This window comes from Cupriavidus sp. 21MJTG02-4, assembly GCF_057798975.1.
The window spans coordinates 86916-113450 of record NZ_JBYOJP010000008.1 but is presented as its reverse complement, the minus strand read 5'-3'; the positions used below and the strand labels follow the sequence as shown (position 1 = coordinate 113450).

General features: G+C 63.9%; 26 protein-coding genes and 2 tRNA genes. 24 read left to right on the top strand and 4 right to left on the bottom strand.

Annotation, left to right across the window (positions count from 1 at the left end; translation table 11 throughout):
• Positions 1-26: 26 nt before the first annotated feature.
• Positions 27-734: a FadR/GntR family transcriptional regulator gene (locus AC3FKH_RS17605; protein WP_488677292.1), complete on the bottom strand. Its 708-nt coding sequence runs from the start codon at positions 732-734 to the stop codon at positions 27-29.
• A 181-nt stretch (positions 735-915) separates the two neighbouring features.
• Between AC3FKH_RS17605 and AC3FKH_RS17600 the strand changes: the two genes are divergently transcribed.
• A complete protein-coding gene (locus AC3FKH_RS17600) occupies positions 916-1785 on the top strand; it encodes a flagellar brake protein (RefSeq protein WP_488677141.1) in 870 nt (289 codons plus the stop codon).
• Positions 1786-1878: 93 nt separating this feature from the next.
• On the opposite strand, the gene AC3FKH_RS17595 is transcribed toward AC3FKH_RS17600, so the two are convergent.
• Positions 1879-3567, bottom strand: a complete 1689-nt coding sequence (locus tag AC3FKH_RS17595; RefSeq protein ID WP_488677140.1) for an electron transfer flavoprotein-ubiquinone oxidoreductase — start codon at positions 3565-3567, stop codon at positions 1879-1881.
• A 285-nt stretch (positions 3568-3852) separates the two neighbouring features.
• Here AC3FKH_RS17595 and AC3FKH_RS17590 point away from each other — a divergent pair, with 285 nt between their 5' ends.
• From AC3FKH_RS17590 to AC3FKH_RS17570, 5 genes are all read left to right on the top strand, one after another.
• Positions 3853-4638: an SDR family oxidoreductase gene (locus AC3FKH_RS17590; RefSeq protein ID WP_483711109.1), complete on the top strand. Its 786-nt coding sequence runs from the start codon at positions 3853-3855 to the stop codon at positions 4636-4638.
• 268 nt (positions 4639-4906) lie between these two features.
• The gene (locus AC3FKH_RS17585) at positions 4907-5506 is read left to right on the top strand and encodes a TRAP transporter small permease (protein WP_488677139.1); all 600 of its coding nucleotides are present in this window, start codon (positions 4907-4909) and stop codon (positions 5504-5506) included.
• Entirely contained in the window at positions 5503-6807 is a 1305-nt protein-coding gene (locus tag AC3FKH_RS17580) for a TRAP transporter large permease (protein WP_488677138.1), read from the top strand. The genes AC3FKH_RS17585 and AC3FKH_RS17580 overlap by 4 nt, the downstream gene beginning before the upstream one ends.
• A gap of 67 nt (positions 6808-6874) precedes the next feature.
• Positions 6875-7903 (top strand): DctP family TRAP transporter solute-binding subunit, encoded by a 1029-nt coding sequence (locus tag AC3FKH_RS17575; protein WP_488677137.1) that lies wholly within the window; start codon positions 6875-6877, stop codon positions 7901-7903.
• A gap of 53 nt (positions 7904-7956) precedes the next feature.
• On the top strand, positions 7957-8358 hold the full coding sequence (locus AC3FKH_RS17570; protein ID WP_488677136.1) for an acyl-CoA thioesterase: 402 nt from the start codon (positions 7957-7959) through the stop codon (positions 8356-8358).
• Between the two features lie 42 nt (positions 8359-8400).
• On the opposite strand, the gene AC3FKH_RS17565 is transcribed toward AC3FKH_RS17570, so the two are convergent.
• On the bottom strand, positions 8401-8946 hold the full coding sequence (locus AC3FKH_RS17565; protein ID WP_488677135.1) for a PAS domain-containing protein: 546 nt from the start codon (positions 8944-8946) through the stop codon (positions 8401-8403).
• Positions 8947-9118: 172 nt separating this feature from the next.
• Between AC3FKH_RS17565 and AC3FKH_RS17560 the strand changes: the two genes are divergently transcribed.
• Together AC3FKH_RS17560 and AC3FKH_RS17555 are read left to right on the top strand one after the other, a co-directional pair.
• Positions 9119-9820: a CoA transferase subunit A gene (locus AC3FKH_RS17560; protein ID WP_488677134.1), complete on the top strand. Its 702-nt coding sequence runs from the start codon at positions 9119-9121 to the stop codon at positions 9818-9820.
• 14 nt (positions 9821-9834) lie between these two features.
• Positions 9835-10473, top strand: coding sequence for a CoA transferase subunit B (locus AC3FKH_RS17555; protein WP_483731905.1), 639 nt, complete (start codon positions 9835-9837; stop codon positions 10471-10473).
• Positions 10474-10539: 66 nt separating this feature from the next.
• Here the strand turns inward: AC3FKH_RS17555 and AC3FKH_RS17550 are convergent, their stop codons facing one another.
• Positions 10540-11316 carry a 3-hydroxybutyrate dehydrogenase gene (locus AC3FKH_RS17550; RefSeq protein ID WP_488677133.1) on the bottom strand — a complete coding sequence of 259 codons (777 nt, stop codon included), beginning with the start codon at positions 11314-11316 and terminating at the stop codon, positions 10540-10542.
• 230 nt (positions 11317-11546) lie between these two features.
• Here AC3FKH_RS17550 and AC3FKH_RS17545 point away from each other — a divergent pair, with 230 nt between their 5' ends.
• The 16 genes from AC3FKH_RS17545 (at position 11547) to AC3FKH_RS17470 (ending at position 26084) form a co-directional block, all read left to right on the top strand.
• Entirely contained in the window at positions 11547-12431 is an 885-nt protein-coding gene (locus tag AC3FKH_RS17545; RefSeq protein ID WP_488677132.1) for an alpha/beta fold hydrolase, read from the top strand.
• Between the two features lie 50 nt (positions 12432-12481).
• Positions 12482-12844 (top strand): RidA family protein, encoded by a 363-nt coding sequence (locus AC3FKH_RS17540; RefSeq protein ID WP_488677131.1) that lies wholly within the window; start codon positions 12482-12484, stop codon positions 12842-12844.
• Positions 12845-12870: 26 nt separating this feature from the next.
• Positions 12871-15090, top strand: coding sequence for a RelA/SpoT family protein (locus AC3FKH_RS17535; protein WP_488677130.1), 2220 nt, complete (start codon positions 12871-12873; stop codon positions 15088-15090).
• Between the two features lie 21 nt (positions 15091-15111).
• A tRNA-Val gene (locus tag AC3FKH_RS17530) sits at positions 15112-15188 on the top strand.
• A 367-nt stretch (positions 15189-15555) separates the two neighbouring features.
• A complete protein-coding gene (gene thrS / locus AC3FKH_RS17525) occupies positions 15556-17463 on the top strand; it encodes a threonine--tRNA ligase (RefSeq protein ID WP_488677129.1) in 1908 nt (635 codons plus the stop codon).
• A gap of 48 nt (positions 17464-17511) precedes the next feature.
• Positions 17512-18033 (top strand): translation initiation factor IF-3, encoded by a 522-nt coding sequence (gene infC / locus AC3FKH_RS17520; protein WP_483711473.1) that lies wholly within the window; start codon positions 17512-17514, stop codon positions 18031-18033.
• A 167-nt stretch (positions 18034-18200) separates the two neighbouring features.
• Entirely contained in the window at positions 18201-18398 is a 198-nt protein-coding gene (gene rpmI, locus AC3FKH_RS17515) for a 50S ribosomal protein L35 (protein WP_483711122.1), read from the top strand.
• Positions 18399-18426: 28 nt separating this feature from the next.
• Positions 18427-18783, top strand: a complete 357-nt coding sequence (rplT, locus tag AC3FKH_RS17510; protein ID WP_008650487.1) for a 50S ribosomal protein L20 — start codon at positions 18427-18429, stop codon at positions 18781-18783.
• Between the two features lie 227 nt (positions 18784-19010).
• Positions 19011-20042, top strand: coding sequence for a phenylalanine--tRNA ligase subunit alpha (gene pheS, locus AC3FKH_RS17505; protein ID WP_211950268.1), 1032 nt, complete (start codon positions 19011-19013; stop codon positions 20040-20042).
• A 63-nt stretch (positions 20043-20105) separates the two neighbouring features.
• Positions 20106-22562: a phenylalanine--tRNA ligase subunit beta gene (gene pheT, locus AC3FKH_RS17500; protein WP_488677128.1), complete on the top strand. Its 2457-nt coding sequence runs from the start codon at positions 20106-20108 to the stop codon at positions 22560-22562.
• Between the two features lie 88 nt (positions 22563-22650).
• Positions 22651-23070 (top strand): integration host factor subunit alpha, encoded by a 420-nt coding sequence (locus AC3FKH_RS17495; RefSeq protein WP_488677127.1) that lies wholly within the window; start codon positions 22651-22653, stop codon positions 23068-23070.
• 122 nt (positions 23071-23192) lie between these two features.
• Complete coding sequence (locus AC3FKH_RS17490) at positions 23193-23624, top strand: MerR family transcriptional regulator (protein ID WP_488677126.1); 432 nt, start codon at positions 23193-23195, stop codon at positions 23622-23624.
• Between the two features lie 55 nt (positions 23625-23679).
• Positions 23680-23756, top strand: a tRNA-Pro gene (locus AC3FKH_RS17485).
• A 329-nt stretch (positions 23757-24085) separates the two neighbouring features.
• On the top strand, positions 24086-24931 hold the full coding sequence (locus tag AC3FKH_RS17480) for a helix-turn-helix transcriptional regulator (protein WP_488677125.1): 846 nt from the start codon (positions 24086-24088) through the stop codon (positions 24929-24931).
• An 88-nt stretch (positions 24932-25019) separates the two neighbouring features.
• A complete protein-coding gene (locus AC3FKH_RS17475; RefSeq protein ID WP_488677124.1) occupies positions 25020-25661 on the top strand; it encodes a LysE family translocator in 642 nt (213 codons plus the stop codon).
• A gap of 135 nt (positions 25662-25796) precedes the next feature.
• Positions 25797-26084, top strand: coding sequence for a hypothetical protein (locus tag AC3FKH_RS17470; RefSeq protein ID WP_488677123.1), 288 nt, complete (start codon positions 25797-25799; stop codon positions 26082-26084).
• Positions 26085-26535: the final 451 nt, after the last annotated feature.

The window sequence follows — 26535 nt, the reverse complement described above, 5'->3', positions numbered from 1 at the left end:
TGTATCCGGTTGCCGCCCGGCCTCGATCAGGCCAGCGGCAGGCCCAGCCGCTGTGCGGCGGCACTCAGGTGATGAAGCGCGGCTTCCCGCGCCGCGGGCGGGCTGCCGCTGGCGATCGCTTCGACCAAGGCTGCATGTTCGGCATCCGCGGCGCGCGCCGTGCCGCTGTCGGCCCGCAGCCGGGCCGTGTTTTCCCAGGCGCGCTGGCGCGCGGCCAGCATCTGCTGGCTGACGAAGTCGGTCAGCCCGGTAAAGCAGGGGTTGTGCGCGGCCTGGGCGATGGCGTGGTGGAAGGCGATATCGGCGGCGGCCGCGGCAGCGAAATCCCCCGCGTGATCCTGCATGGCGGCGAGCGCCTCGCGGATCTGCCGCAGGTCGGCGTCGGTGCGGCGCGCCGCCGCCATTTCGGCGCAGGCGGTTTCCACCACCATGCGCAGTTCGAACAGCTGCGGCAGGCTGGGGCCGCCGTCCGGCGCGCTCGCGACGCGCCATGCCTGTCCGCCCGGCGTGTCGGACACGTAGGCGCCGGCGCCCTTGCGCGTCACCAGAATGCCGTCCGCCTTGAGCAGGGCGATGGCCTCGCGCACGATCGGCCGGCTGACGCCGAACGTGCCCGCGAGAGCGGATTCGGCTGGCAGCCGTGCACCGGCCAGGAAGCGGCCGGCGGCAATGTCTTCGCGCAGTGACTGGGCGATCCGGTTGGCCAGCGAGGCCGGGCGGGGAAGGACGTCCACCATGGTATTGAGATGTCAGGCTGTCAGACAGATTTGGCGGAATTTTGCCGTTCAGCTGCGCGCGCGTCAAGGCTTGAAAAAAGCCGCTCAAAATTTGCCGATATCCGTCGATATGAATCAGATGGCGAATGCTGCCCAGCGGTGAACTGCCAGACCAAATTGACCAGTCCTCGGAACCATCATGATCCATCTCTCTCCCAACGATCTCCCCGTGGGAGCGCCGTTGCCCTGGTCGCTGCTGGACGGCGAAGGCAATCTGGTGCTGGGCATCGGCAACGTGATCCCCGATTCGCGCGACCTCGCGCTGGTGTTCCGCCACGGCCTGCTATGCCGTCAGGATGCCGACTCGGGCGAGCATCCGCCAGCCGACTTGCCGCCGCCAGGGCCGCTGGGCCTGCAGGTCGGGACGCTGCTGCACGTCAAGCTGCCGGAGGACAACAGCCGCGCCGCGGCCAGCCGGCTGATCGGCTTCGTCGAGCAAGGCCTGTTCGTGACGTGGCCACAGCTGGGCGGGCGGGACCTGATGGTGCAGGCCGGCGACACGCTGCTGCTGCGCGGCTTCTCGGGGCGTGTCATCCATAGCTTTACGTCGACCATCACGGCGGTGTGCCGCAGTCCGTTCCGCTACCTGGTGCTGTCGGCGCCGGCGCAGCTCGACCAGATGCCGGTGCGCAAGGCCGCCCGCGTGCCGACCCGGCTGGCTGCCTACATGACGCAGTCGCAGGATGTCGGCCACGATGCTTCCGGCGATCTGGCGAACGGTGCCGCGCGCCTGGTGATCGTGTCGGATCTCAGCACCGGCGGCGCGCTGGTGCACGCAGCCGGCCCGGCGCCGGCGGTCGGCAGCCGGGTCCAGCTGCGCTTTCGCTTGCGCACCACGTCGATCGACAGCGAGATCCTTGCCGATGCCCTGGTCGTGGCGGAGAGTCACGGGGACGCCGACTATCCGGCGTTCGGCATTGCATTCGATGTGCTCGCCGAACGCGAGATGACGCTGCTGCAGTGCTATATCTACGAGCAATTGCTGCTTGGCAGCGGCCTGTCGGTCTAGCGCGGCGCTGCTCTACCCGTACAAGCCGAAACAAAAGAGGCACCCGTAGGTGCCTCTTTTGCATGGTGCCCGGCGCATGGCCGGGCGGGTGTCTTACATGTTCACGTAGTTCGGACCGCCACCACCTTCCGGCGTGACCCACACGATGTTCTGCGTCGGGTCCTTGATGTCGCAGGTCTTGCAGTGCACGCAGTTCTGCGCATTGATCTGCAGGCGTTCCTTGCCCGAGGTCTCGTCCTGCACGAACTCGTACACGCCGGCCGGGCAGTAGCGGCTTTCGGGGCCGGCGAACTTTTCCCAGTTGACGTTGACCGGCACGCTGGCGTCTTTCAGCGTCAGGTGGGCCGGCTGGTTCTCTTCGTGGTTGGTGTTGCTGATGAACACCGAGCTCAGGCGGTCGAAGGTCAGCTTGCCGTCCGGCTTCGGGTAGACGATCTTCTCGCACTCGGCCGCCGGCTTCAGGTAGACGTGGTCGGGCTTGGTGCGGTGGATCGTCCAGGGCGGGTTGCGGATGCCGAGCTTCGGCAGCAGCCACTGCTCGATACCGGTCATCAGCGTGGCGGTGGTGCGGCCCTTCTTGAACCACTGCTTGAAGTTCTTGGCCTGCAGTAGTTCCTTGTACAGCCAGCTCTGCTCGAACGCAGCCGGGTAGGCGGTCAGCTCGTCGCCCTGGCGGCCGGCCTGCAGCGCGTCATAGGCGGCTTCGGCGGCCATCATGCCGGTCTTAATCGCGGCATGGCTGCCCTTGATGCGCGAGGCGTTCAGGTAGCCGGCGTCGCAGCCGACCAGCGCGCCGCCCGGGAACACGGTCTTGGGCAGCGACAGCAGGCCGCCGGCGGTGATGGCGCGCGCGCCGTAGCTAAGGCGCTTGCCGCCTTCGAAGTACTTGCGGATCTCCGGATGGGTCTTGAAGCGCTGGAATTCCTCGAACGGGGACAGCCACGGATTGGTGTAGTCCAGGCCGACGACGAAGCCGACCGCGACCTTGTTGTCTTCCATGTGGTACAGGAAGGAGCCGCCGTAGGTCGCCGGATCGAGCGGCCAGCCGGCCGTGTGGACCACCAGGCCGGGCTGGTGCTTGGCGGGGTCGATCTCCCACAGTTCCTTGATGCCGATGCCGTAGCTCTGCGGATCCTTGCCGGCGTCGAGCTTGTACTTCGCGATCAGCTGCTTGCCCAGGTGGCCGCGCGCGCCTTCGGCGAAGATGGTGTACTTGGCATGCAGTTCCATGCCGAGCTGGAAATTCTCGGTGGGCTCGCCGTCCTTGCCGATGCCCATATTGCCCGTGGCCACGCCCTTGACCGAGCCGTCTTCGTTGTAGAGCACTTCGGCGGCCGGGAAGCCGGGGAAGATTTCCACGCCCAGCGCCTCGGCCTGCTGGCCGAGCCAGCGCGTGACGTTGGACAGGCTGACGATGTAGTTGCCGTGGTTGTGGAAGCATTCCGGCAGCAGCGCGTTCGGGGTGCCCTTGGAACCGCCTTCGTTGAGGAACAGGAACTTGTCCTCGGTGACGGGCTGGTTCAGCGGCGCGCCGAGTTCCTTCCAGTTGGGGAACAGTTCGGTGAGCGCGCGCGGGTCCATGATGGCGCCCGACAGGATGTGCGCGCCGGGCTCCGAGCCCTTTTCAAGCACGCACACATTGACGTCGTTGCCTTTCTCCTGTGCCAGTTGCTTCAGGCGGATGGCCGTAGCCAGGCCGCCAGGGCCGCCGCCGACGATGACCACATCGTATTCCATGGCCTCGCGTGGCCCGAACTGCTCCAGGAGTTGCTGCTGATCCATTGTCTCTAACCCTCTGTTTCTTGGCGCCTTGCCTGCAATTGTGGGAAATGCCTTGTTTGTTCGAATGAACCGGCTTGCATCGAAAGGTCGCCAGGACGCGCCGTTCCGCGCGTTTTCCCTCTTTCCCTTTACGGGCCAAGTTCTTAGAATCTCCGGCATTGTCCGGGACTCGTCACCCTCAGGCAAGGATTTTTTTGGAACGGTCGTTCTTTTTTTTGGTATTCTGCCTTCCGATTCTCATTGGGCAGGGTGCGCCACACGGTCACGCCAGCACGCGGGGTAGATATGGGTTTGTCGATCAATCTGGAAGGCAAGGTCGCGCTCGTGACCGGGGCTTCAAGCGGGCTCGGCTCGCGTTTTGCAACGGTTCTCGCGGCCGCCGGCGCCAAGGTTGTGCTGGCTTCGCGCCGCACGGAGCGCCTGAAGGAGCTGCGCGCGTCGATCGAGGCTGAAGGCGGCAGTGCCCATGTGGTGCGCCTGGACGTGACCGACCCGGTCAGCATTCGCGCGGCAGTTGCGCACGCGGAAACCGAGGCGGGCGCCATCGATATTCTCGTCAACAATTCGGGCGTCTCGACGACGCAGAAGCTGACGGATGTCACCGCCGAAGATTTCGATTTCGTCTTCGACACCAATACCCGTGGCGCCTTCTTCGTTGCACAGGAAGTCGCGAAGCGCATGATGGCGCGCGCCAAGGGGGCCGAAAAAAACGGCAACCCGCTGCCGCAGGCGCGCATTATCAATGTCGCGTCGGTTGCGGGCCTGAAGGTACTGTCGCAAATCGGCATCTACTGCATGAGCAAGGCGGCCGTGGTGCATATGACCAAGGCCATGGCGCTCGAATGGGCGCGCCATGGCATCAACGTCAACGCGGTCTGCCCCGGTTATATCGACACCGACATCAACCACCATCACTGGGACACCGATGCCGGCCAGAAGCTGATCCAGATGCTGCCGCGCAAGCGCCTGGGCAAGCCCGAAGACCTCGACGGCCTGCTGTTGCTGCTGGCTTCGGACCAGTCGCAGTTCATCAACGGCGCAGTCATTACCGCCGACGACGGCATGGTCTGAGCCGGATCGACGGCCGTCCGGCACCGCGCCGGCACACGCTGCCCCAAGGCCAAAAGCCGAAGGGCAGCGCTTTGTTTTTGCATCGCCCAGGGCTTATCCGGTCCCCTTGGGCGATATTCGAGCGCGGCTTCCACGCAGGTGGCAATAAAACCCGATACAGGGCGCGCCAGTCTTGGCATAATCCGCCATGTTTTCAGATTAAGTCTTTACATACAAATAAGCTGTGGCGGCCGTCCGGCCCGAGCAGCCCGGACCGGAGGCCGGGGAGATGGAGCAACAAGAGCAGGCACGGCGCGACGCCGTGCCGCAACACGTCGTCGATTCCGCGGTGATCCCGCAGGCGGCAGACGAGGCGCAAGACGCCGAATTCCGGGTTTCGCCCCGCATCGAGGACTGGATCGGCGTGGTCGTGATGGTGCTGCTGGTCTGCATCACCTTCGCCAACGTGGTGGTCCGCTATTTCACCGACGAGTCATTTGCCTGGACCGAGGAATTTTCGGTTTTCCTGATGATCGTGCTGGCGCTGGTCGCCGGCAGTGCCGCGGTGGCGCGCGACCGCAATATCCGAATCGAGTTCTTCTTCGAGCGCGGCAGCCAGGCGCGGCAGAAGCGGCTGGCCATCCTGTCGGCGCTGGTCGTCGCCGTGATGTTTATCGCGCTGGCCATATTGGGCGCCCGCATTACGTGGGATGAGTACACCTACGGCGAGACCTCGCCGGGCATTGGCGTGCCAAGCTGGTGGTATTCGGTCTGGCTGCCATTGCTGTCGGCCGGCATTGCGCTGCGCGCATTCGGTCTGATGATGCGCAATGTGCGCGCGCTCAAGGCATTGCATGCCGGCCGCAACGGACAGGGGCAAAAGCCATGACGCTGATCGCCATTATCCTGTTCGTGGTCTTTATCGGCCTGATGCTGCTGGGCGTGCCGATTGGCGTATCGCTGGGAATGGGCGGCCTGATCGCCATCGGCCTGTCCAATCTCGATACCCAGATGTTCGGCCTGCTGGCCGTGCCGCAGAACTTCTACGCGGGCCTGGCCAAGTATCCGCTGCTGGCCATTCCGATGTTCGTGCTGGTCGGCTCGATCTTCGACCGTTCCGGCGTGGCGCAGCGGCTGGTGACGTTTGCCATCGCCATCGTCGGGCGGGGGCCGGGCATGCTGCCGCTGGTGGCCATCCTGGTGGCCATGTTCCTGGGCGGCATTTCGGGCTCCGGCCCCGCCAATGCGGCGGCGGTCGGCGGCGTGATGATCGCGGCGATGTCGCGGGCCGGCTATCCGGGCTCGTATAGCGCGGCGGTGGTCGGCGCGGCGGCGGCGACCGACATCCTGATCCCGCCCTCGGTGGCCTTCATCATCTACAGCGTGCTGGTGCCGGGCGCATCGGTGCCGGCGCTGTTCGCGGCCGGCATGATCCCGGGCGTGCTCGCCGGCGTGGCGCTGATCGTGCCGGCGGTGTGGCTCGCGCGCAAGCACAATATGGGCGCGATCGAAGCCTCGCTGCCGCGTCCGCCGTTCTGGAAGAGCCTGCGCGAGGCGGCCTGGGGCCTGGTGGCGCCGTTCCTGATCCTGGGCGGCATGCGCGCCGGCTGGTTCACGCCGACCGAAGCCGCGGTGGTGGCGGTGGTCTATGGCTTGTTCGTGGGCATGGTGATCTACCGCAGCATCGGCATGAAGGACCTGTTCGTGATCTTCCAGGAAGCGGCCGAAACGTCGGCGGTGATCCTGCTCGTGGTCGCGCTGGCGGGCATCTTTGCGTATGCGCTGTCGACGCTGGGCGTGATCGATCCGCTGGCGCACGCCATTGCCAACTCCGGGCTCGGCGAGTACGGCGTGCTGGCGCTGATCGTGCTGCTGCTGATGACGGTTGGCATGTTCCTGGACGGCATCTCGATCTTCCTGATCTTCGTGCCGCTGCTGCTGCCGATCGCCAACGCCTTCCACTGGAACCCGGTGTGGTTCGGCGTGGTGCTGACGCTGAAGGTGGCGCTGGGCCAGTTCACGCCGCCGCTGGCCGTGAACCTGATGGTGTCGTGCCGGATTGCCCGCGTGCGCATGGAAGAGACCGTGCCCTGGGTGATCTGGATGCTGCTGGCGATGTTCGTCGCCATGCTGATGGTGCTGGCCTATCCGCCGCTGGCGACCTGGCTGCCGAACTACCTGGGCTATTGATTCAAGCGTAGCCACTACAAAACAACAAGCAACACGCAACCAACAACGATCCAAGAGGAGAGACCTGATGAAACGCCGTGCCCTGATGCTGTCGATCGCTGCCACGATCGCCGCTTCCGCCTTCGCGCCCGCCGCCACCATGGCCCAGACCTACAAGCCCGAGTACAAGATGTCGCTGGTGCTCGGCCCGGCCTTCCCGTGGGGCAAGGGCGGCGAGATCTGGGCCGACCTGGTCAAGCAGCGCACCAACGGCCGCATCAACATCAAGCTGTACCCGGGCACCTCGCTGGTGGCCGGCGACCAGACGCGCGAGTTCTCGGCGATCCGCCAGGGCGTGATCGACATGGCCGTGGGCTCGACCATCAACTGGTCGCCGCAGGTCAAGGAACTGAACCTGTTCTCGTTGCCGTTCCTGATGCCCGACTACAAGGCGCTCGATGCGCTGACGCAGGGCGACGTCGGCAAGCAGATCTTCACGACGCTGGAAAAGGCGGGCGTGGTGCCGCTGGCCTGGGGCGAGAATGGCTTCCGCGAAGTTTCCAACTCCAAGAAGGAAATCCGCAAGCCGGACGACCTCAAGGGCATGAAGCTGCGCGTGGTGGGTTCGCCGCTGTACATCGAGACCTTCAACGCGCTGGGCGCCAACCCGACCCAGATGAGCTGGGCCGATGCGCAGCCGGCCATGGCCTCGGGCGCCGTGGATGGCCAGGAGAACCCGCAGTCGGTGTTCGCCGCCGCCAAGCTGTACACGGTGGGCCAGAAGTTCGTGACCACCTGGGGCTATGTGGCCGACCCGCTGATCTTCGTGGTCAACAAGCAGATCTGGGAAAGCTGGACGCCGGCTGACCGCGAAATCGTGAAGCAGGCCGCCATCGACGCCGGCAAGCAGGAAATCGCGCTGGCCCGCAAGGGCCTGTCCGAGCCGGGCGCACCCGCCTGGAAGGACATGGAAGGTCACGGCGTCAAGGTCACGCACCTGACGCCGGCCGAGCACGATGCCTTCCGCAAGGCGACCGCCAAGGTCTACGACAAGTGGAAGAAGCAGATCGGCGCTGACCTCGTGACCAAGGCCGAAGCCTCGATCGCCAAGCGCTAAATCATCGGACAGGCCCGCCCGCGACGGCGGGCCTGCTGCGTTGGAGACCCGTGATGAAGCACGTCTATACGGCGGTCATGCCGATCCGCTGGGGCGACATGGACGCGATGGGCCATGTCAACAACACCGTCTACTTCCAGTACCTGGAGCAGGCGCGCATCGAGTGGTTTGCATCGCTCGGGCGCGGCGGCAAGGATCCGAAGGGGCAGGGGCCGGTCATCATCAATGCGCACATGACGTTCCTGAAGCAGTTGCGCTATCCGGGGACGATCGAATGCCGCGTTTATGCGGGGCAACTCGGGCGCACCAGCTTCGAGACGCGCATGGAGATCGTGCGTACCGATATGCCTGACGTGGTGTGGGCCGAAGGCGGGGCGAAGGTGGTGTGGTGCGACTACGCGGTGGAGAAGTCGGTGCCGGTGCCGCCGGAGATCCGGGCGATCGTTGAAGACTGACGCGTTGAGGCTTGCGAGGAAATAAGGCCCCTCGCTACCAAGTCAGTGGTTCACCAGGCGCTGCACCAGATCCACCGACGTACTCGCTCCATACTTCTTCATCAGCCGCGCCCGATAGATATCGACGGTGCGCGGACTGATCGCCAGCAGCTTGCCGATCTGCTTGCTGGTCTTGCCTTCCACAAGTTGCGCTGCAATATCGCGCTCGCGTGCCGTCAGCTCGGCCGTGACCTGTCGCTTCTGCGACAGGTCCTCGAACGTCCAGATCCCTGCGCCGAGCGGCTGCGAGCGCTCCAGCGACCGGCCCGTGACGTGGCACCAGAACAGTTCCCCAGTGGCCCGTTTCATGATCCGTTCGTCAGAGTACATACCGCGCTTGTTCATGATCGGTACGATGCGTGCGCCGGTGCGCTCGAATTCGTCTGGGGTGGGGTATAGCACCTGGAACGATTCGCCGATCAGGGCCTGCCGCGTGGTGCCGAAGATGCGGCAGACCTCGTCGTTGCAGTCCTCGATCATGCGTTCGCGCGACAGCACCAGGCCCACGGGGGCGAGCTGGAAGGCGGTCTGGTAATCGATGGCGGGCATCTACTTATGTATTTTTACGTAATGGCGTAGCTGGCGCGGGTTGCGTATCCTTTCGGTCGGACGAGAGCGCGGCGCCCGCCGCCGATTGTACCGTTACAATTTCCTTGCGTCGTCCGCCGCACAACCCGGCGGCGGACCAGGCGACAGGGGACTACCGAGGAAGGAGCGAAGCATGAACAAGGTCTACGCCAGCGCCGCGGAGGCGCTTGCAGGCGTCGTCCGCGACGGCCAGACGATCGCCGTGGGCGGTTTCGGCCTGTGCGGCATTCCCGAGGCACTGATCGCCGCGCTGCGCGACACCGGTGTCAAACAGCTGACCTGCATCTCGAACAACGCCGGCGTGGACGGCTTCGGCCTGGGCCAGCTGCTGGCCACGCGCCAGATCAAGAAGATGATCTCGTCCTACGTGGGCGAGAACAAGGAATTCGAGCGCCAGTACCTGGCCGGCGAACTCGAGCTGGAATTCACGCCGCAGGGCACGCTGGCCGAGAAGCTGCGCGCCGGCGGTTCGGGCATCCCGGCCTTCTTTACCAAGACCGGCGTCGGCACGATCGTGGCCGAAGGCAAGGAAATCCGCGAATTCGATGGCGAAAAATACGTCATGGAGCGCTCGCTGACCGCCGATGTGTCGCTGGTCAAGGCCTGGAAGGCCGACAAGGCCGGCAACCTGGTGTTCCGCCGTACCGCGCGCAACTTCAACCCGATGTGCGCCATGGCCGGCAAATTCACCGTGGCCGAGGTCGAGCACATCGTTGAAACCGGCGAACTGGACCCGGATGAAATCCACCTGGCCGGCATCTTCGTCAAGCGCCTGGTGCTGAACACCAACCCCGAGAAACGCATCGAGCAGCGCACCGTGCGTGCCGCCAAGTAAGAGGGAGACACATCATGGCATGGACACGTGACGAAATGGCCGCGCGCGCCGCGACCGAGTTGCAGGACGGCTTCTACGTGAACCTGGGTATCGGCCTGCCGACCCTGGTGGCCAACTGGGTGCCGGAAGGCATGGAAGTGTGGCTGCAGTCGGAAAACGGCCTGCTTGGCATCGGCCCGTTCCCGACCGAGGACGAAGTGGATGCCGACATGATCAACGCCGGCAAGCAGACCGTGACGACGCTGCCGGGCTCGTCGATTTTCTCGTCGGCCGATTCCTTCGCGATGATCCGCGGCGGCCACATCAACCTGGCCATCCTGGGCGCGATGCAGGTGAGCGAGAAGGGCGACCTGGCCAACTGGATGATTCCGGGCAAGATGGTCAAGGGCATGGGCGGCGCGATGGACCTGGTCGCCGGCGTGGGCCGCGTCGTGGTGCTGATGGAACACACCGCCAAGAAGAAGGACGGCACCGAGGACATCAAGATCCTGAAGGAATGCAACCTGCCGCTGACCGGCCTGGGCGTGGTCAACCGCATCATTACCGACCTCGGCGTCATCGACGTGACGGCGGACGGGCTGAAGCTGGTCGAAACCGCTCCGGGCGTGAGCCGCGAGGAAATCCAGAGCAAGACCGGCGCAACGCTGCTGTAAGCGTCGCCGTCTGGATGCAAAAAGCCCCGCTGCGAAGCGGGGCTTTTTCGTTCGGGCGGGCCGGACTTACTGCGCGACCCAGCCGCCGTCCATGTTCCAGATCGCGCCGCGTACCTGGCGCGCCGCCTCGGAAGCCAGGAACACCGCCAGCGCGCCGAGTTCCTCGGGCGTGACGAACTGGCCCGACGGCTGCTTCTCGATCACCAGCTCGCGCTTGGCCTGCTCGACCGGGATGCCTTCCTTCTGCGCGCGCGCGTCGACCTGCTTCTGCACCAGCGGCGTCAGCACCCAGCCCGGGCAGATCGCGTTGGCGGTCACGCCGGTCTGCGCGGTTTCGAGCGCCGTGACCTTGGTCAGGCCGACGATGCCGTGCTTGGCCGCGACATAGGCAGACTTCTGCGCCGATGCCACGAGCCCGTGGGTCGAGGCGATATTGATGATGCGGCCCCAGTTTTTCTGCTTCATGCCGGGCAAGGCCAGGCGCGTGGTGTGGAAGGCCGAAGTCAGGTTGATGGCGATGATGGCGTCCCAGCGATCGGTCGGGAAGTCCTCGATATTCGCCACGAACTGGATGCCCGCATTGTTGACGAGGATGTCGGCGCCGCCGAATTCGGACTCGGCATAGCGCATCATGTCTTCGATCTCGGCCGACTTGCTCATGTCCGCGCCGTGGTAGCCCACCTTGATGCCGGTGCCAGCCTGCGCGATCTCGCGCTTTGCGTCCTCCACGTCACCAAAGCCGTTGGCGATGATGTTGGCGCCTTGCGCTGCCAGCGCCTGCGCGATGCCGAGTCCGATGCCGCTGGTCGAGCCAGTCACCAGTGCCGTCTTGCCTTTGAGCATGTAAGCCTCCGTCGAGATCGAGAGTCGAGAAAATGGATGGCCGGACACGGCCGGCCGAACCGCTCCGCCCGTGCCATACGACGCTGCGCGGATGGCTGCGCGAGGCGGGGCGGCGGCGTGCGTCGTAGCGCGCGTAGTGCTGTGGCATTGTAACCGCTGCGGCGTACAATCCTGCTTTGCTCAACCTCCGGCAACGCCCCGTGCGGCGGCCGGTTCGTCAGGGAGTTCAGATGTCTGCCACTCCGCGCCTCGGCTTCGTTCAGTGCATCAGTCCGGCGGGCCTGCACCGCATGGCCTATCACGAATGGGGCGACCCGGCCAATCCACGCGTGCTGATGTGCGTGCATGGCCTGACGCGCACGGGCCGCGACTTCGACATGCTGGCCCAGTCGCTGTGCGGCGAGTACCGCGTGGTGTGTCCCGACGTGGCGGGCCGCGGGCGTTCCGACTGGTTGCCCGATCCCAGCAACTACGTGGTGCCGAAGTACGTGGCGGACATGGTGACGCTGATCGCCAGGCTCAACGTGGAGAAGGTCGACTGGTTCGGCACCTCGATGGGCGGCCTGATCGGCATGGGCCTGGCGGGGTTGCCCAACTCGCCCGTGCGCAAGCTGCTGCTCAACGACGTGGGGCCGCGTATCACGGCGTCGGCCGTGGAGCGGATCGGCTCCTATCTCGGGCTGCCGGTGCGCTTCAAGACCTTTGAAGAAGGCCTGGCCTACCTGCAGACCATCAGCGCTTCATTCGGGCGCCATACGCCGGAACAGTGGCGCGAACTGAATGGCGCGATCCTTAAGCCCGTGCAAGGCGCACAGGGCCTGGAATGGGGCTTGCATTACGATCCGGCGCTGGCCGTGCCGTTTCGCGCTGCCACGCCGGAACAGCTTGTCGCGGGCGAGGCCTCCCTGTGGCATATGTTCGAGGCCATCACGGCGCCGGTGCTCGTCGTACGTGGCGCGCAATCGGATCTGCTGCTGCGCGACACCGTGGCGGAAATGGTGGCGCGTGGCAAGCATGTCAGTTCGGTGGAAATCCCCGATGTGGGGCACGCACCGACTTTTGTCGATCCGGCGCAGATCGCCGTGGCCCGCCAGTTTTTCCTGGGCGGTGCATGAGCGGCGCGAAGCCGGATCGGTCGTATCAACCTGAATTCGTTTGATTTGTCATGAGCAGCAATGAACTGAAGCGCGCCCACGTGGGCAAGCGCCTGTCCGAATACGCCGTGTACAACGGCGTGGTCTATCTGGCTGGCCAAGTCCCCGAAGTCGACCCGAAGGCCGATATCCAGGGCCAGACCCGCGAAGTGCTGGGCCACATCGATCGCCTGCTGGCGGAGGCCGGCAGCGATAAGACGCGCATCCTGTCGTGCCAGATCTTTCTGACCGACATCGGGATGATCGGCGAGATGAACGACGTGTGGGACGCGTGGGTGCCGCAGGGCAACACGCCGCCGCGCGCCACCGTTGAAGCGAAGCTGGCCAATCCCGACTACCTGATCGAAGTGGTGGTGACCGCTGCGCTCAACTGAAGACGGCGTCGTGACATGGTGATCCTATGGTGACGTCTACCGACCTGGCCGGCCAGGTTGCCGGCGTCCCGGACGCCGACATGGTCGGGCGTGCGCTGGCGTACGTGCGCGAGCAGGCGGGTGATGCCTTGCTGCCGACCGGCGAGCCGGTGCTTTCGCATGCGGAAGGGATGCTGCGCATCCTCGACGGCCTGCGCGTGGACGACGCTGCGCGCGCCGCCTGCTGCCTGTTCCCGCTAGCCGAGTTCGCGCCCGCGGCGGAAGCGGACATCGAAGCGCGATTCGGCGAAGACGTCGGCAGGATGGTGAAGGGCGTGCGACAGCTGCTGCGCATCGGCGCCATCGCCGGCGGCCACGACGTGCAGGAGGCTTCGCGCAACGTGGCGCAGGCCCGGCACGAACAGGTGGAAGCGCTGCGCAAGATGCTGCTGGCATTCGCGCAGGACATCCGCGTGGTACTCGTGCGCCTGGCGTCGCGGCTGCAGTCGCTGCGCTGGCTGGCGCAGCACAAGCGCGAGCCGCTGCCCGGCCTGGCGCGCGAGACGCTCGACATCTACGCGCCGCTAGCCAATCGGCTGGGTATCTGGCAGATGAAGTGGGAGCTGGAGGATCTGGCTTTCCGCTTCGAGCAGCCCGAGACCTACAAGCGCATCGCCAAGCTGCTCGACGAAAAGCGCATCGAGCGCGAAGGGTATATCGCCAGCGCCATCGCACGCCTGCAAGCGGAGCTGGCCGAGGCTGGCATCCGCGCCGAGGTAAGCGGGCGGCCCAAGCATATCTACAGCATCTGGAAGAAGATGCGCGGCAAGGAGCTCGACTTTGCCGACCTGTATGACGTGCGCGCGTTCCGCGTGATCGTGGACGACATCAAGGACTGCTACACGGTGCTCGGCATCGTCCACCATATCTGGCAGCCGATTCCGCGCGAGTTCGACGACTACATCTCGCGGCCGAAGTCCAATGGCTACAAGTCGCTGCACACGGTGGTGATCGGCGACGACGGCCGCGCGTTCGAGGTGCAGATCCGCACGCATGAAATGCACCACTTCGCCGAATACGGCGTGGCGGCGCACTGGCGCTACAAGGAGGCGGGCAGCAAGGGCTATAGCGGACAGTTCGCGGCGAGCGACAGTTACGACGAAAGGATCGCGTGGCTGCGGCAGTTGCTGGCGTGGAAGGACGACGCCGACCATAGCGTGACCCACGATGAATCGCCGTGGGAGCAGCTCAAGCATGCGGCGATCGATGACCACATCTACGTCCTGACGCCGCAGGCGCGCGTGATCGCGCTGCCGCAAGGGGCCACGCCGCTGGACTTTGCCTACTACCTGCACAGCGATCTCGGCCACCGTTGCCGCGGTGCGCGCGTCGACGGCACCATGGTGCCGCTGAATACGCCGCTGAAAAACGGCCAGACCGTCGAGATCATCGCCGTGAAGCAGGGCGGGCCATCGCGTGACTGGCTCAACCCCGAGCTGGGCTACCTGGCCAGCAGCCGCGCCCGTGCCAAGGTGCGCGCATGGTTCAATGCGCTGGACTCGCAGGAGACCATCTCGCAGGGTCGCGCGCTGATCGACAAGACCCTGCAGCGCGAAGGCAAGACTGCGGTCAAGCTCGAAGACCTGGCCACGCGGCTCGGCTTCAAGGCCCCGGACGATCTGTTCGCTGCCGTGGCAAAGGACGAATTCAGCCTGCGGCATGTCGAGCAGGCGCTGCGGCATCCCGAGGGCGAGGTGCAGGCGCCCCTCAGCGAAGAAGACGCCGTCACCAAGAAGAGCCGTGCCACCAGCGTGGCGCGCGGCGCCAAGACCGGCGTGCTGGTGGTCGGCGTGGATTCGCTGATGACGCAGATGTCGCGCTGCTGCAAGCCTGCGCCGCCGGACGAGATCGTGGGGTTTGTCACGCGCGGGCGCGGGGTATCGATCCATCGGCGCAACTGCCATACGTTCCAGCAGCTTTCGGCGCGCGCGCCCGAGCGCGTGATCCAGACCGAGTGGGGCAAGAAGAGCGATGCGGTGTATCCCGTCGACATCCAGGTCGAGGCCGTGGATCGCCAGGGGCTGCTGCGCGATATCTCCGAAGTGCTGTCGCGGGAAAAGATCAACGTCACGGGCGTGAAGACGCTGTCGAGCAAGGGCGTGGCGCGGATGCAGTTCACGGCTGAGGTATCGGAGGCCACGCAACTGCAGCGCGCACTGTCCCTGATCGAAGATGTACAGGGGGTATTGCAAGCGCGAAGAAAGTAAGGCTATAATTGCTGCTTCGCTAGGCTCGTAGCTCAGCTGGTTAGAGCACCACCTTGACATGGTGGGGGTCGTTGGTTCGAGTCCAATCGAGCCTACCAACGAATTGCAGTACGGCAGTACCACAGCAGTACAACAACACAGTGCGGCAAGTCCGATTCAACCTCGCAAGGAACGGAAAGGCATCATGTTCATGACACCGCGAACTACTACCGCTGGCAAGCGACAGTAGTCGAGGTGCGCCTCCGTCCCGGTTGAATCCGGATTTGACAAAGAGAAACGCGGCCTTGGCCGCGTTTTTTTTCGTCTGTCGCCTGCCAGCTGCCTGATAAGCTTGCCGCCTGCTGTGGGCAGCACCAAGAACGTTGCCGGCACGCCGCCTGTTTCAGGGCGGGCCGGTGCTACAAAAGATGCAGTTTGATCCGCCCGCGAGCGTCAGGCGCCGGGGTGGAATCCTGGAGAGTCGAAATGATCGCAATCACGCTGCCGGATGGGTCCCGTCGCGAGTTTCCCGGCCCGGTAACGGTTGCCGAAGTGGCGCAGAGCATCGGTACGGGCCTGGCCAAGGCCGCGCTGGCTGGCAAGGTGGATGGCAACCTGGTCGATACGAGCTACTCGATCGATCGCGATGTGGCGCTGGCCATCATCACGGACAAGGATGCCGACGGCGTTGATGTCATCCGCCACTCGACGGCCCACTTGCTGGCTTATGCGGTCAAGGAACTCTACCCGGAAGCGCAGGTGACGATCGGGCCGGTGATCGAGAACGGCTTCTACTACGACTTCGCCTACAAGCGCCCCTTCACGCCGGAAGATCTCGCCGCCATCGAAAAGAAGATGACGGAGCTGTCGCGCAAGGACGAGAAGGTCACGCGCGAGGTGTGGAACCGCGACGAAGCGGTGGCGCTGTTCGAATCGATGGGCGAGAAGTACAAGGCCGAGATCATCGCTTCGATTCCGGCGGACCAGGAGATCGGCCTGTACCGCGAAGGCAAGTTCGTCGACCTGTGCCGCGGCCCGCACGTGCCGTCGACGGGCAAGCTGAAGGTCTTCAAGCTGATGAAGGTGGCCGGCGCCTACTGGCGCGGCGATGCCAACAACGAGATGCTGCAGCGCATCTACGGCACGGCCTGGGCGAAGAAGGAAGACCAGGAAGCCTACCTGCACATGCTTGAAGAGGCCGAGAAGCGCGATCACCGCAAGCTCGGCAAATCGCTCGACCTCTTCCACCTGCAGGAAGAGGCGCCCGGCATGGTGTTCTGGCACCCGAAGGGCTGGCAGGTCTGGCAGGCCGTCGAGCAGTACATGCGCGGCCGCCTGACGGAAGCTGGCTACGACGAAGTGCGTACGCCGCAGGTGATGGACCGTTCGCTGTGGGAGAAGTCCGGCCACTGGCAGAACTACAAGGAAAACATGTTCGTCACGGAATCGGAAAAGCGCGACTACGCGATCAAGCCGATGAACTGCCCGGGCCATGTGCAAATTTTCAACCACGGCCTGCGCTCCTACCGCGATCTGCCGCTGCGCCTGGCCGAATTCGGCGCCTGCCATCGCAACGAGCCGTCTGGTGCACTGCACGGGCTGATGCGTGTGCGTGGTTTTGTGCAGGATGATGCGCATATCTTCTGCACGGAAGAGCAGATCGTGGCCGAGGCGAAGGCCTTCAACGAACTGGCGTTCTCGGTGTACGACGATTTCGGCTTCAAGGATGTGGCGGTCAAGCTGTCCTTGCGCCCGGATCAGCGCGCTGGCTCCGACGAAGTCTGGGATCACGCCGAAGACGGCCTGCGCCTGGCGCTGCGCGCCTGTGGCGTGGAGTGGGAAGAGCTGCCAGGCGAAGGTGCTTTTTACGGCCCGAAGGTCGAGTACCACATCAAGGACGCCATTGGCCGTTCGTGGCAGTGCGGCACGCTGCAGCTGGACCTGGTCCTGCCGGAGCGCCTGGATGCCGAGTACGTCTCCGAGGACAACTCGCGCAAGCGTCCCGTGATGCTGCACCGGGCGATCCTGGGTTCGTTCGAGCGCTTCCTGGGTATCCTGCTGGAAAACCATGCAGGTGCGCTGCCCGCCTGGCTGGCGCCGGAGCAGGTGGTGGTCATGAATATCGCGGATTCCCAGGCTGAATATGCCGAAAACGTCGTGCAATCGCTGCTAAAACAAGGGTTTAGGGCGAAGGCCGATTTGCGTAACGAGAAAATTACGTATAAAATCCGCGAGCATTCGCTTCAGAAGATTCCCTACCTGCTGGTGGTGGGCGACAAGGAGCGAGATGGAAATCAAGTGGCCGTGCGTGCCCGAGGCAACGTGGATCTGGGTGTGATGCCCGTCTCCGCGTTTGTGGAGCGTCTGCAACAGGACGTTGCCAGCAAAGCCTGATGGGTCGGAAGCACGGCTTGTTTTTTTGTCTTCTTGAGGTAACGGAACATCGCTACGGACAAAGGTCACCGCATCAACCGTGAGATCCTCGCGCCCGAACTGCGCCTGGTAGGGGTTGATAACGAGCAGCTTGGCATCGTCAAGTTCATGGACGCGCTTCGCCTGGCTGAGGATAAGGACTTGGATTTGGTGGAGATCGCCCCGAACGCGACTCCGCCCGTCGCCCGGATCATGGATTACGGGAAGTTCAAGTACGAGGAAGCCAAGCGCGCGCACGAGGCGAAGCTGAAGCAGAAGATCATCCAGGTCAAGGAAGTGAAGTTCCGCCCTGGCACGGATGACGGCGACTACAACGTCAAGCTGCGCAACCTGAAGCGCTTCCTGGAAGACGGCGACAAGACCAAGATCACGCTGCGCTTCCGCGGCCGCGAGATGGCGCACCAGGAAATCGGCGCGCGCGTGCTCGAACGCCTGAAGGCGGACCTGGAGGAAATCGGCCAGGTCGAGCAGATGCCGAAGATGGAAGGGCGCCAGATGGTGATGGTGCTCGCCCCCAAGAAGAAGAAGTAATTTTTGCGCGATGCGGCGGCCGGGATGCCAAGGCATTCCGGCGTTGTGTCGCGTGGAAGTAGCGCGGAACCCTTTCTGGGAACCGTGCAAAAACAAGTGGATGCGGGTCTTGCAAGCGTCGGCGACAGCCGTCCACCTGCATGCATGTCATAGAGCTGGAGTTTTTCATGCCGAAGATGAAGACGAAGAAAAGCGCGTCCAAGCGCTTTACTGCCCGTCCGAACGGTTCGTTCAAGCGCGGCCAGGCCTTCAAGCGTCACATCCTGACCAAGAAGACCACCAAGAACAAGCGTCACCTGCGTGGCACCCTGGACGTCCATGAGTCGGACGTCAAGTCGGTGCGCGCAATGATGCCGTACGCATAACCTCTAACGACAGCGAAAGGAGTATTCAATGCCTCGAGTTAAGCGTGGGGTTACTGCACGGGCCCGCCACAAGAAAGTCATCGACGCTGCCAAGGGTTACCGCGGCCGTCGCAATAATGTCTACCGTATCGCCAAGCAGGCGGTCATGCGTGCTGGCCAGTACGCGTACCGCGATCGCCGCAACAAGAAGCGCGTGTTCCGCGCGCTCTGGATTGCGCGTATCAATGCCGCGACGCGTGAGCATGGCATGACCTACAGCGTGTTCATGAACGGCCTGAAGAAGGCCTCGATTGAACTGGACCGCAAGGTGCTGTCGGACATGGCTATTCACGACAAGCCTGCCTTTGCTGCCATCGTCAACCAGGTGAAAGCCACCGTTGCCTGATGCCGGCTGCGGCAACCCGTAAGGGTTGCCGGGCAAGCACCGACCGCAAGGTCTGCTGAAACGGGGCTCTCACGGGGCCCCGTTTTCATTTTCGAATGCCGCTTCGGCGATTGTCCCGATTGTGCCAACGCCCCGCACGGGCAGTGCCGAAACGCCATTCGAAACGAACTCCAACCTGCGCCGCGACAGACGTCGTGTCACGGCGCCAAGCTATTTCCACGACCGCCATGTCCCAGGATCTGGATCAAATCGTCGCCGACGCCCAGGCCGCTTTCGCCGCCGCCAACGACAACGCCACGCTCGAAAACGAGAAAGCCAGGTTCCTCGGCAAGACCGGCGCGCTGACCGAGCTGCTCAAGGGCCTCGGCAAGCTCGACCCGGAAACGCGCAAGAGCGAAGGCGCGCGCATCAACCAGGTGAAGCAGCAAGTCGAAGCCGCACTGACGGCGCGCCGCCAGGCCTTGGCCGACGCGCTGATGAACGCGCGCCTGTCCGCCGAAGCGATCGACGTGACCCTGCCGGGCCGTGCCGTCAGCCGCGGCAGCCTGCACCCGGTCATGCGCACGTGGGAGCGCGTGGAACAGATCTTCGGCTCGATCGGGTTCGACGTGGCCGATGGCCCCGAGATCGAAACCGACTGGATGAACTTCACCGCGCTGAACAACCCGGACAACCATCCGGCGCGTTCGATGCAGGACACGTTCTATATCGACGGCCGCGACAGCGACGACAAGCTCCTGCTGCTGCGTACGCACACCAGCCCGATGCAGGTGCGCTATGCGAAGATGCATGTCGAGAAGTACGCGGGCAAGCCGATGCCGCCGATCAAGGTAATCTGCCCCGGCCGCACCTACCGCGTCGACAGCGATGCCACGCACTCGCCGATGTTCAACCAGGTCGAAGGCCTGTGGATTGGCGAGGACGTGAGCTTCGCGGACCTGAAGGGCGTGTACACCGATTTCCTGCGCAAGTTCTTCGAGCGCGACGATATCCAGGTGCGTTTCCGCCCGTCTTATTTCCCGTTCACCGAACCGTCGGCCGAGATCGACATGGCATTCGGCAACGGCAAATGGCTGGAGATCTCCGGCTCCGGCCAGGTGCATCCGAACGTGCTGCGCAATATGGGCCTGGATCCGGAGCGCTATATCGGCTTCGCCTTTGGCTCGGGCCTGGAGCGCCTGACGATGCTGCGCTATGGCATCAACGACCTGCGCCTGTTCTTCGAAGGCGACGTGCGCTTCCTGCGCCAGTTCGCCTGACACGCAGCGCCGCCCAGCCCTTCGTCAAAGACATCACAGAATACTTACCGGATCAGAAGCGCCATGCAATTCTCGGAATCCTGGCTTCGCACCTTCGCCAACCCTGAAAAGATTTCCACCGACGCGCTGTCGCACTGCCTGACCATGGCCGGGCTCGAAGTGGAAGAGGTCGGCCCGGTCGCGCCCCCGTTCAACAAGGTCGTGGTCGGGCACGTGCTGTCGACCGAGCGCCATCCCAACGCCGACCGCCTTAACGTATGCGTGGTCGATGTCGGTACCGGCGAGACGCTGCAGATCGTTTGCGGCGCCCCCAACGTCAAGCCCGGCATCAAGGTGCCGTGCGCGATGGTCGGCGCCGTGCTGCCTCCGGCTGAGCCCGATGGCAAGCCGTTCGAAATCAAGGTGGGCAAGCTGCGTGGCGTGGAAAGCTACGGCATGCTGTGTTCCGCGCGCGAGCTGAAGCTGTCGGAAGAACACGGCGGCCTGCTGGTGCTGCCGGAAGACGCGCCGGTCGGCCAGAACATCCGCGAATACCTCGACCTGGACGACCAGGTCTTCGTCATCAAGCTGACCCCGAACAAGGCCGATTGCCTGTCGATCCACGGCGTGGCGCGCGAAGTCGCGGCGCTAACCGGCGCGGCGTTGACGCTGCCGGACATGAAGCCGGTCGCGGTGACCATCGATGACAAGCTGCCGGTGAAGGTGTCGGCGCCGGATCTGTGCGGCCGCTTCTCGGGCCGCGTGATTCGCGGCGTGAACGCCCACGCCGCCACGCCGGGATGGATGGTGCAGCGTCTGGAGCGTTCGGGCCAGCGCAGCATCTCGGCGCTGGTGGATATCTCCAACTTCGTCATGCTCGAACTGGGCCGCCCGTCGCACGTGTTCGACCTGGACAAGATCCACGGCGGACTCGACGTGCGCTGGGGCCGCAAGGGCGAGCAGATCAAGCTGCTGAACGGCAACACCATCGAGGTGGACGAGCAGGTCGGCGTGATTGCTGACATGGGTGGCGCTGGGGAGATCGAGAGCCTGGCCGGCATCATGGGTGGCGACAGCACCGCCGTGACGCTGGACACGACCAACATCTACCTGGAAGCTGCATTCTGGTGGCCGTCGGCCATTCAGGGTCGCGCGCGCCGCTACAACTTCTCGACCGATGCGGCGCATCGCTTCGAGCGCGGCGTGGACTATGCCACGACGGTCGAGCATATCGAACGCATCACCGCGCTGATCCTCGAGATCTGCGGCGGCCAGGCCGGCCCGGTCGATGACCATGTCGTCAACCTGCCGCAGCGCAAGCCCGTGAGCCTGCGCCTCGCGCGGGCGGAACGAGTGCTGGGCATCGAACTGTCGTCGGCTGTGGTGGCCGACGTGTTCCAGCGCCTGCAATTGCCGTTCACGCGTAAGCAGGGTGCAGAAGGCGAGGTGTTCGAGGTGACGCCGCCGAGCTACCGCTTCGACATCGAGATCGAGGAAGACCTGATCGAGGAAGTCGCGCGCATCTACGGCTTCGAGCGCATTCCTGCGCGTCCGCCCGTCGCGGAAAGCGAAATGCGTCCGACCAACGAAGGCCGTCGTTCCACGCACGTCGTGCGGCACGCGGTCGCGGCGCGCGATTACCAGGAAGTCATCAACTTCGCTTTCGTCGAAGAGAAGTGGGAGCGCGACTTCGCGGCCAACGACAATCCGATCCGACTGCTGAACCCCATCGCCAGCCAGCTAGGGGTGATGCGTTCCTCGCTGATCGGCGGGCTGCTCGACAAGGTGCGCTACAACCTGAACCGCAAGGCTGCGCGCGTGCGTCTGTTCGAAGTCGGTCGCGTGTTCCATCGCGACGCGGATGTGAAGGATGGTGGCCTGACGGTTGCCGGCTATCATCAGCCGATGGTTGCTGCCGGCATCGCCTATGGACCGGCGTTCGAAGAGCAGTGGGGCATCGCCACGCGCAATGTCGATTTCTTCGATATCAAGGGCGACGTGGAAGCATTGTTCCATCCGCGTGTGGCGCGCTTCGAGCCGGTCGCGCATCCGGCCTTGCATCCGGGCCGTGCAGCGCGCGTGCTGGTCGATGGCAAGCCGGTCGGCGTGGTCGGCGAACTGCATCCGCGTTGGCTGCAGGAGTATGAGCTGACGCAGGCTCCGGTGGTGTTCGAGCTTCAGCTCGATGCGCTGCGTGAAACCGGTCTGCCGGCCTACACCGAGATCTCGAAGTTCCCGGCCGTCGTGCGTGACCTGGCCGTGGTGGTGAAGCAGTCGGTGCGCGTGCAGGACCTGCTGGACACCATGCGTGCAGCGCTCGACAAGCAGGGCTATGGCCGCTTCTGCCAGAGCCTTGTGCTGTTCGACGAGTTCCGTCCGAAGGCTGCGTCGGCCTCGATTGGCGACGACGAGAAAAGCCTTGCGTTCCGGGTGACCTTGCAAGATACTGGGTCGACCCTGCAGGACGAGACCGTCGACAGCGCGGTGCGCTGCATGGTCGACGCACTGGGCGAAGCCTTCCAGGCTCGCCTGCGCGGCTGACCACCAGCCTGCCACCACGCATACAAGACAGGGCGCCCGGGCAATGCACCCGGGCGGATCGCCAGACAGCATTCCTTGAGCGATCGACATGACAGATCGAGACGCGAACTCCATGACCGCAGCAGCTTTGGGCGAGATGAGCGACCGGCAGCCTTCCTCCCGCGACGACGACTCCATGCCGGACATCCGTGGCACGGAAGTGCCGACACTGACCAAGGCCGAACTTGCCGAGATGCTGTTCGACCAGGTGGGCCTGAACAAGCGCGAATCGAAGGACATGGTCGAAGCCTTCTTCGACGTTATTCGTGAAGCGCTGGAGCAGGGCGACAGCGTCAAGCTGTCCGGTTTCGGCAACTTCCAGTTGCGCGACAAGCCGCAGCGACCCGGTCGGAATCCCAAGACCGGCGAGGTGATTCCCATCACCGCACGTCGCGTGGTGACGTTTCATGCCAGCCAGAAGCTCAAGAGCCAGGTAGAAGAGCGCGCCGGTTTGAGCGTTCCCGGTTGATCGGAGGCACCACCCGAACGGCGGATTGCTTGCCGCAGCGGGCCTCTGTATGCTTCATGGCGCGCTGGTCGGCGCGCCAACCCAAATCAGCCGGCATGGCCTGACGCCTGTCACCAACACACATGTCGGACAAATCCAGCGAGCGCGTAGCGCTGCCGCCCATCCCAGCCAAGCGCTACTTCACCATTGGCGAGGTCAGCGAACTGTGCGCGGTCAAACCGCACGTGCTGCGTTACTGGGAGCAGGAATTCACCCAGCTCAAGCCAGTCAAGCGCCGTGGCAACCGACGCTACTACCAGCACCACGAAGTCCTGCTGATCCGGCGCATTCGGGAGTTGCTGTACGAGCAGGGCTTCACGATCAACGGTGCGCGCAATCGTCTCGACGAGGGCCGGCATGTTCATCACCAGGCGAGTCTGGAGCAAGAGGAATTGCCTGCGCAAGCTGCGGCCGAGACCGCACTGCCATCGGTGGATATCGCCAATTTGCGTAGTGAACTCGTCGAGGTGCAGCACCTGCTTGCGCAACTTCAGCAGATCGCGCGGCGGCCATAAATTTCAGTGGAACCGCTGGTCATCCGCGAAATGCGTCTGCTATAATCTTTTTCTTCGGGGCGTAGCGCAGCCTGGTAGCGTACCTGCATGGGGTGCAGGTGGTCGGAGGTTCAAATCCTCTCGCCCCGACCAGTAAATAGAAGGCCTGACAGGTTTTACCTGTCAGGCCTTTTGTCTCATTTGAGGGCGAGTGTCTTGTCGCCTTCCGTGCAATGTTTCTCATACCGCTGCCGCGCTCGCTGGCACGTTCTCTTACAAGCGGTCTCTGCGCCGCTGTACGTGAACCGATTCCAGGTATGCGTGCAGATCACCGGCGCCATTGCCTTTATCTTGCCGGCCTTGGCGCTATCAAGCGCCGTTGGCACCCGGCGGAATTCTTGCCGTGAAGCTTCGGCGCAGAGTAGCATCTGCACATTGAGCATCTTCTGGAATGCGATTCAATCAACGCCGAAGCGCACTGAATGTCAGCCCATTCGCCTTTTCGTGCGGCGCTGCGCAGGGATCCAACCCAAGCGTTCTGGCGCGACCCGGCCCTGCCCTTTGTCGAGAGCCGCCGCGCCTGTCATAGCCGAGCCTGCTACAAGCCGCACCACCATCCGACCTTTTCCATCGGCGCCGTCGATGAAGGCAGTAGCGTCTTCACCGGCACCGCCGACGGTCCGGTCGCGCTGCATCCCGGCATGCTCGTATTCGTGCCTGCGGCACGCGTGCATGCCTGCAACCCGTCTCCCGACACCGCCTGGAGCTACCAGATGCTGCACCTGGACGCGGCCTGGTTCCTGGACGTCCGGAGGGCGTACGCGCAGGTCCGTCCGTTGGATGCCGAGCCGATACGGGTTGTGACCGACCCATCGGTCTACGCGCGCTTCTGCCAGCTCAACGCATTGCTGTTCTCCGAGGTCCGCCCATGCGACAAGGAGGCAGCGTTGATCGAGTTCATCGGCGACTGCGACACAAGGCAGGGCTTGCGCATTGAGGCGCCTGGCGTTCCGTCGAACCTGGCCGGGCAAATCCGGCCGGCTCTGGATTGCCTTCACTTCGCGCCTGCCTCCGGCATTGCTCTGGACGAACTGGCGCAGCTGGCTGGCATGAGTCGCTACCAGTTGATCCGCGCTTTCCGTGCTGTCACCGGCATGACACCGCATGCCTGGCAACTGAACCAGCGCATCAATCTCGCCAAGGAGCGGATCCGGGGTGGAGACCGCATCTCGGACGTGGCCCAGCACCTCGGCTTTGCCGATCAAGCGCATTTCCAGCGGGTGTTCAAGGCGTATGCGGGCGTCACACCGGGATGCTTCGGCGCTTAGCGTCGGAAACGGTACGACTGCAATTTCCTTCAATACAGAACGCGCGGCGCCGGGCACACTGCGAAAAAAACTCGTATGTGTACCTTAAATGCAGCAGTTCCTGATGATCGCCGCAGCGCATTTCCTGGCGCTGCTTTCTCCCGGCCCAGATTTTTTCCTGATCGCCAGAACGTCCTTGTCCGCCGGCTGGCGCGTCGCGAGCGGCGCCTGCCTGGGGGTCGCCATTGCCAATGGGTTGTTCATCGCCGCTGCCTTTGCTGGCACCGCCGCGTTGCGGCCGGACACGACATTGTTCGTCGTCGTGCAGCTGGTTGGTTGCGCCTATTTACTCTATCTCGGCGTGCTATTTGTACGCTATGCCGGCAGCAATGACCTCAATATGGCAGCATCCGGAGGCCGGGACAATCCGCCCACGCATCCACTCGACGCTTGGCGGCGGGCCGCCGGCATGGGTTTTCTCTCTGGTATCCTCAACCCGAAGAATGCGCTGTTCTATGCCAGCCTGGCGGCGATGCTGACAGGCCCTCACGCCAGTGCAGGATGGAAGACGCTCTACGGCACGTGGATGTTCAGTGTCGTGCTGCTATGGGACGTGGTGATTGCCGTCCTGATCGGCCGCCAGGAAGTGCTGCGTCGCTTCGCACGGACTCTGCCCTGGCTCGAACGCATCTCCGGGGTCGCTTTAATCCTGTTCGCACTCGGAGTCTTCACGTTTTTCTTGCTGCGTTGAAGAGCTCCTTGTGATAGTTGCCGGAATCCGTCACGCGCGCAGAGTTCCAGGAAGGGGCGTTACCGTAACGCTTTGATACAGAAGTTCGAGGTCGGTGTCGCTATTCTGGCCCTCTCAATGCAACACAACTGCCTCATGTCCCGAATCCCAATCGCCGCTCTGTCGCTAGTCCTCTCTTGCGTACTGGCCTCGCCAGTTGCACGCGCCGACGGCGCCGACTACAAAGAAAAATTCCGTAGCGGCCCCTGCAAGGTCGAGCGCGAGCAAAAGCGAGACGGCGAGTACAAGGAGGAGCGCAAATGCAAGGGCGGTCCTCCTGGCTATGAGCAGAAGCAGAAGTACCGCGAAGGCCCTTGCATGATCGAGCGCGAGTGGAAAAGCAACGGTGACTACAAAGAGAAGGTCGAATGCAAGCACTCGTGAGTGAGTGTTTGTCCGCTTGCTATGACGATCGGAATGGTTCGCTCAAGGAGCTTTCATGAGCTTGTTCGCGTCTCGCGAGGGGCACGCAACACGGGGAGCTTGCCTATGGTGGTGCGACGCCATTCCAATTAGAAAACCAGCGGCCGGGTTTTGATTCTTCCCCCCGTGCTCAATGCGCAGCCGAAAACTTCATGCGTGCGCGAAGCGCCCGCAATACTTTCTGGATCGTCTCGTAGCGCGGATGCGCGTCCGCGGCCATACGGGTGGCTGCACACCACTACGTTCGCGCGGCGCGCCGCCCGCCTGATCCCCTGGAGCCAGTCTGAACCGAGTTTGGGATGCAGCGGCCAGGTCTTCCGTGAAGGTGCCGAGCTTGCGCTTTTCCTCGGCTGCCATGGTCGAACCTTTAGGCCCGATCTCTTCGGTGAATTCAGCGCCCAGCGCACGCACG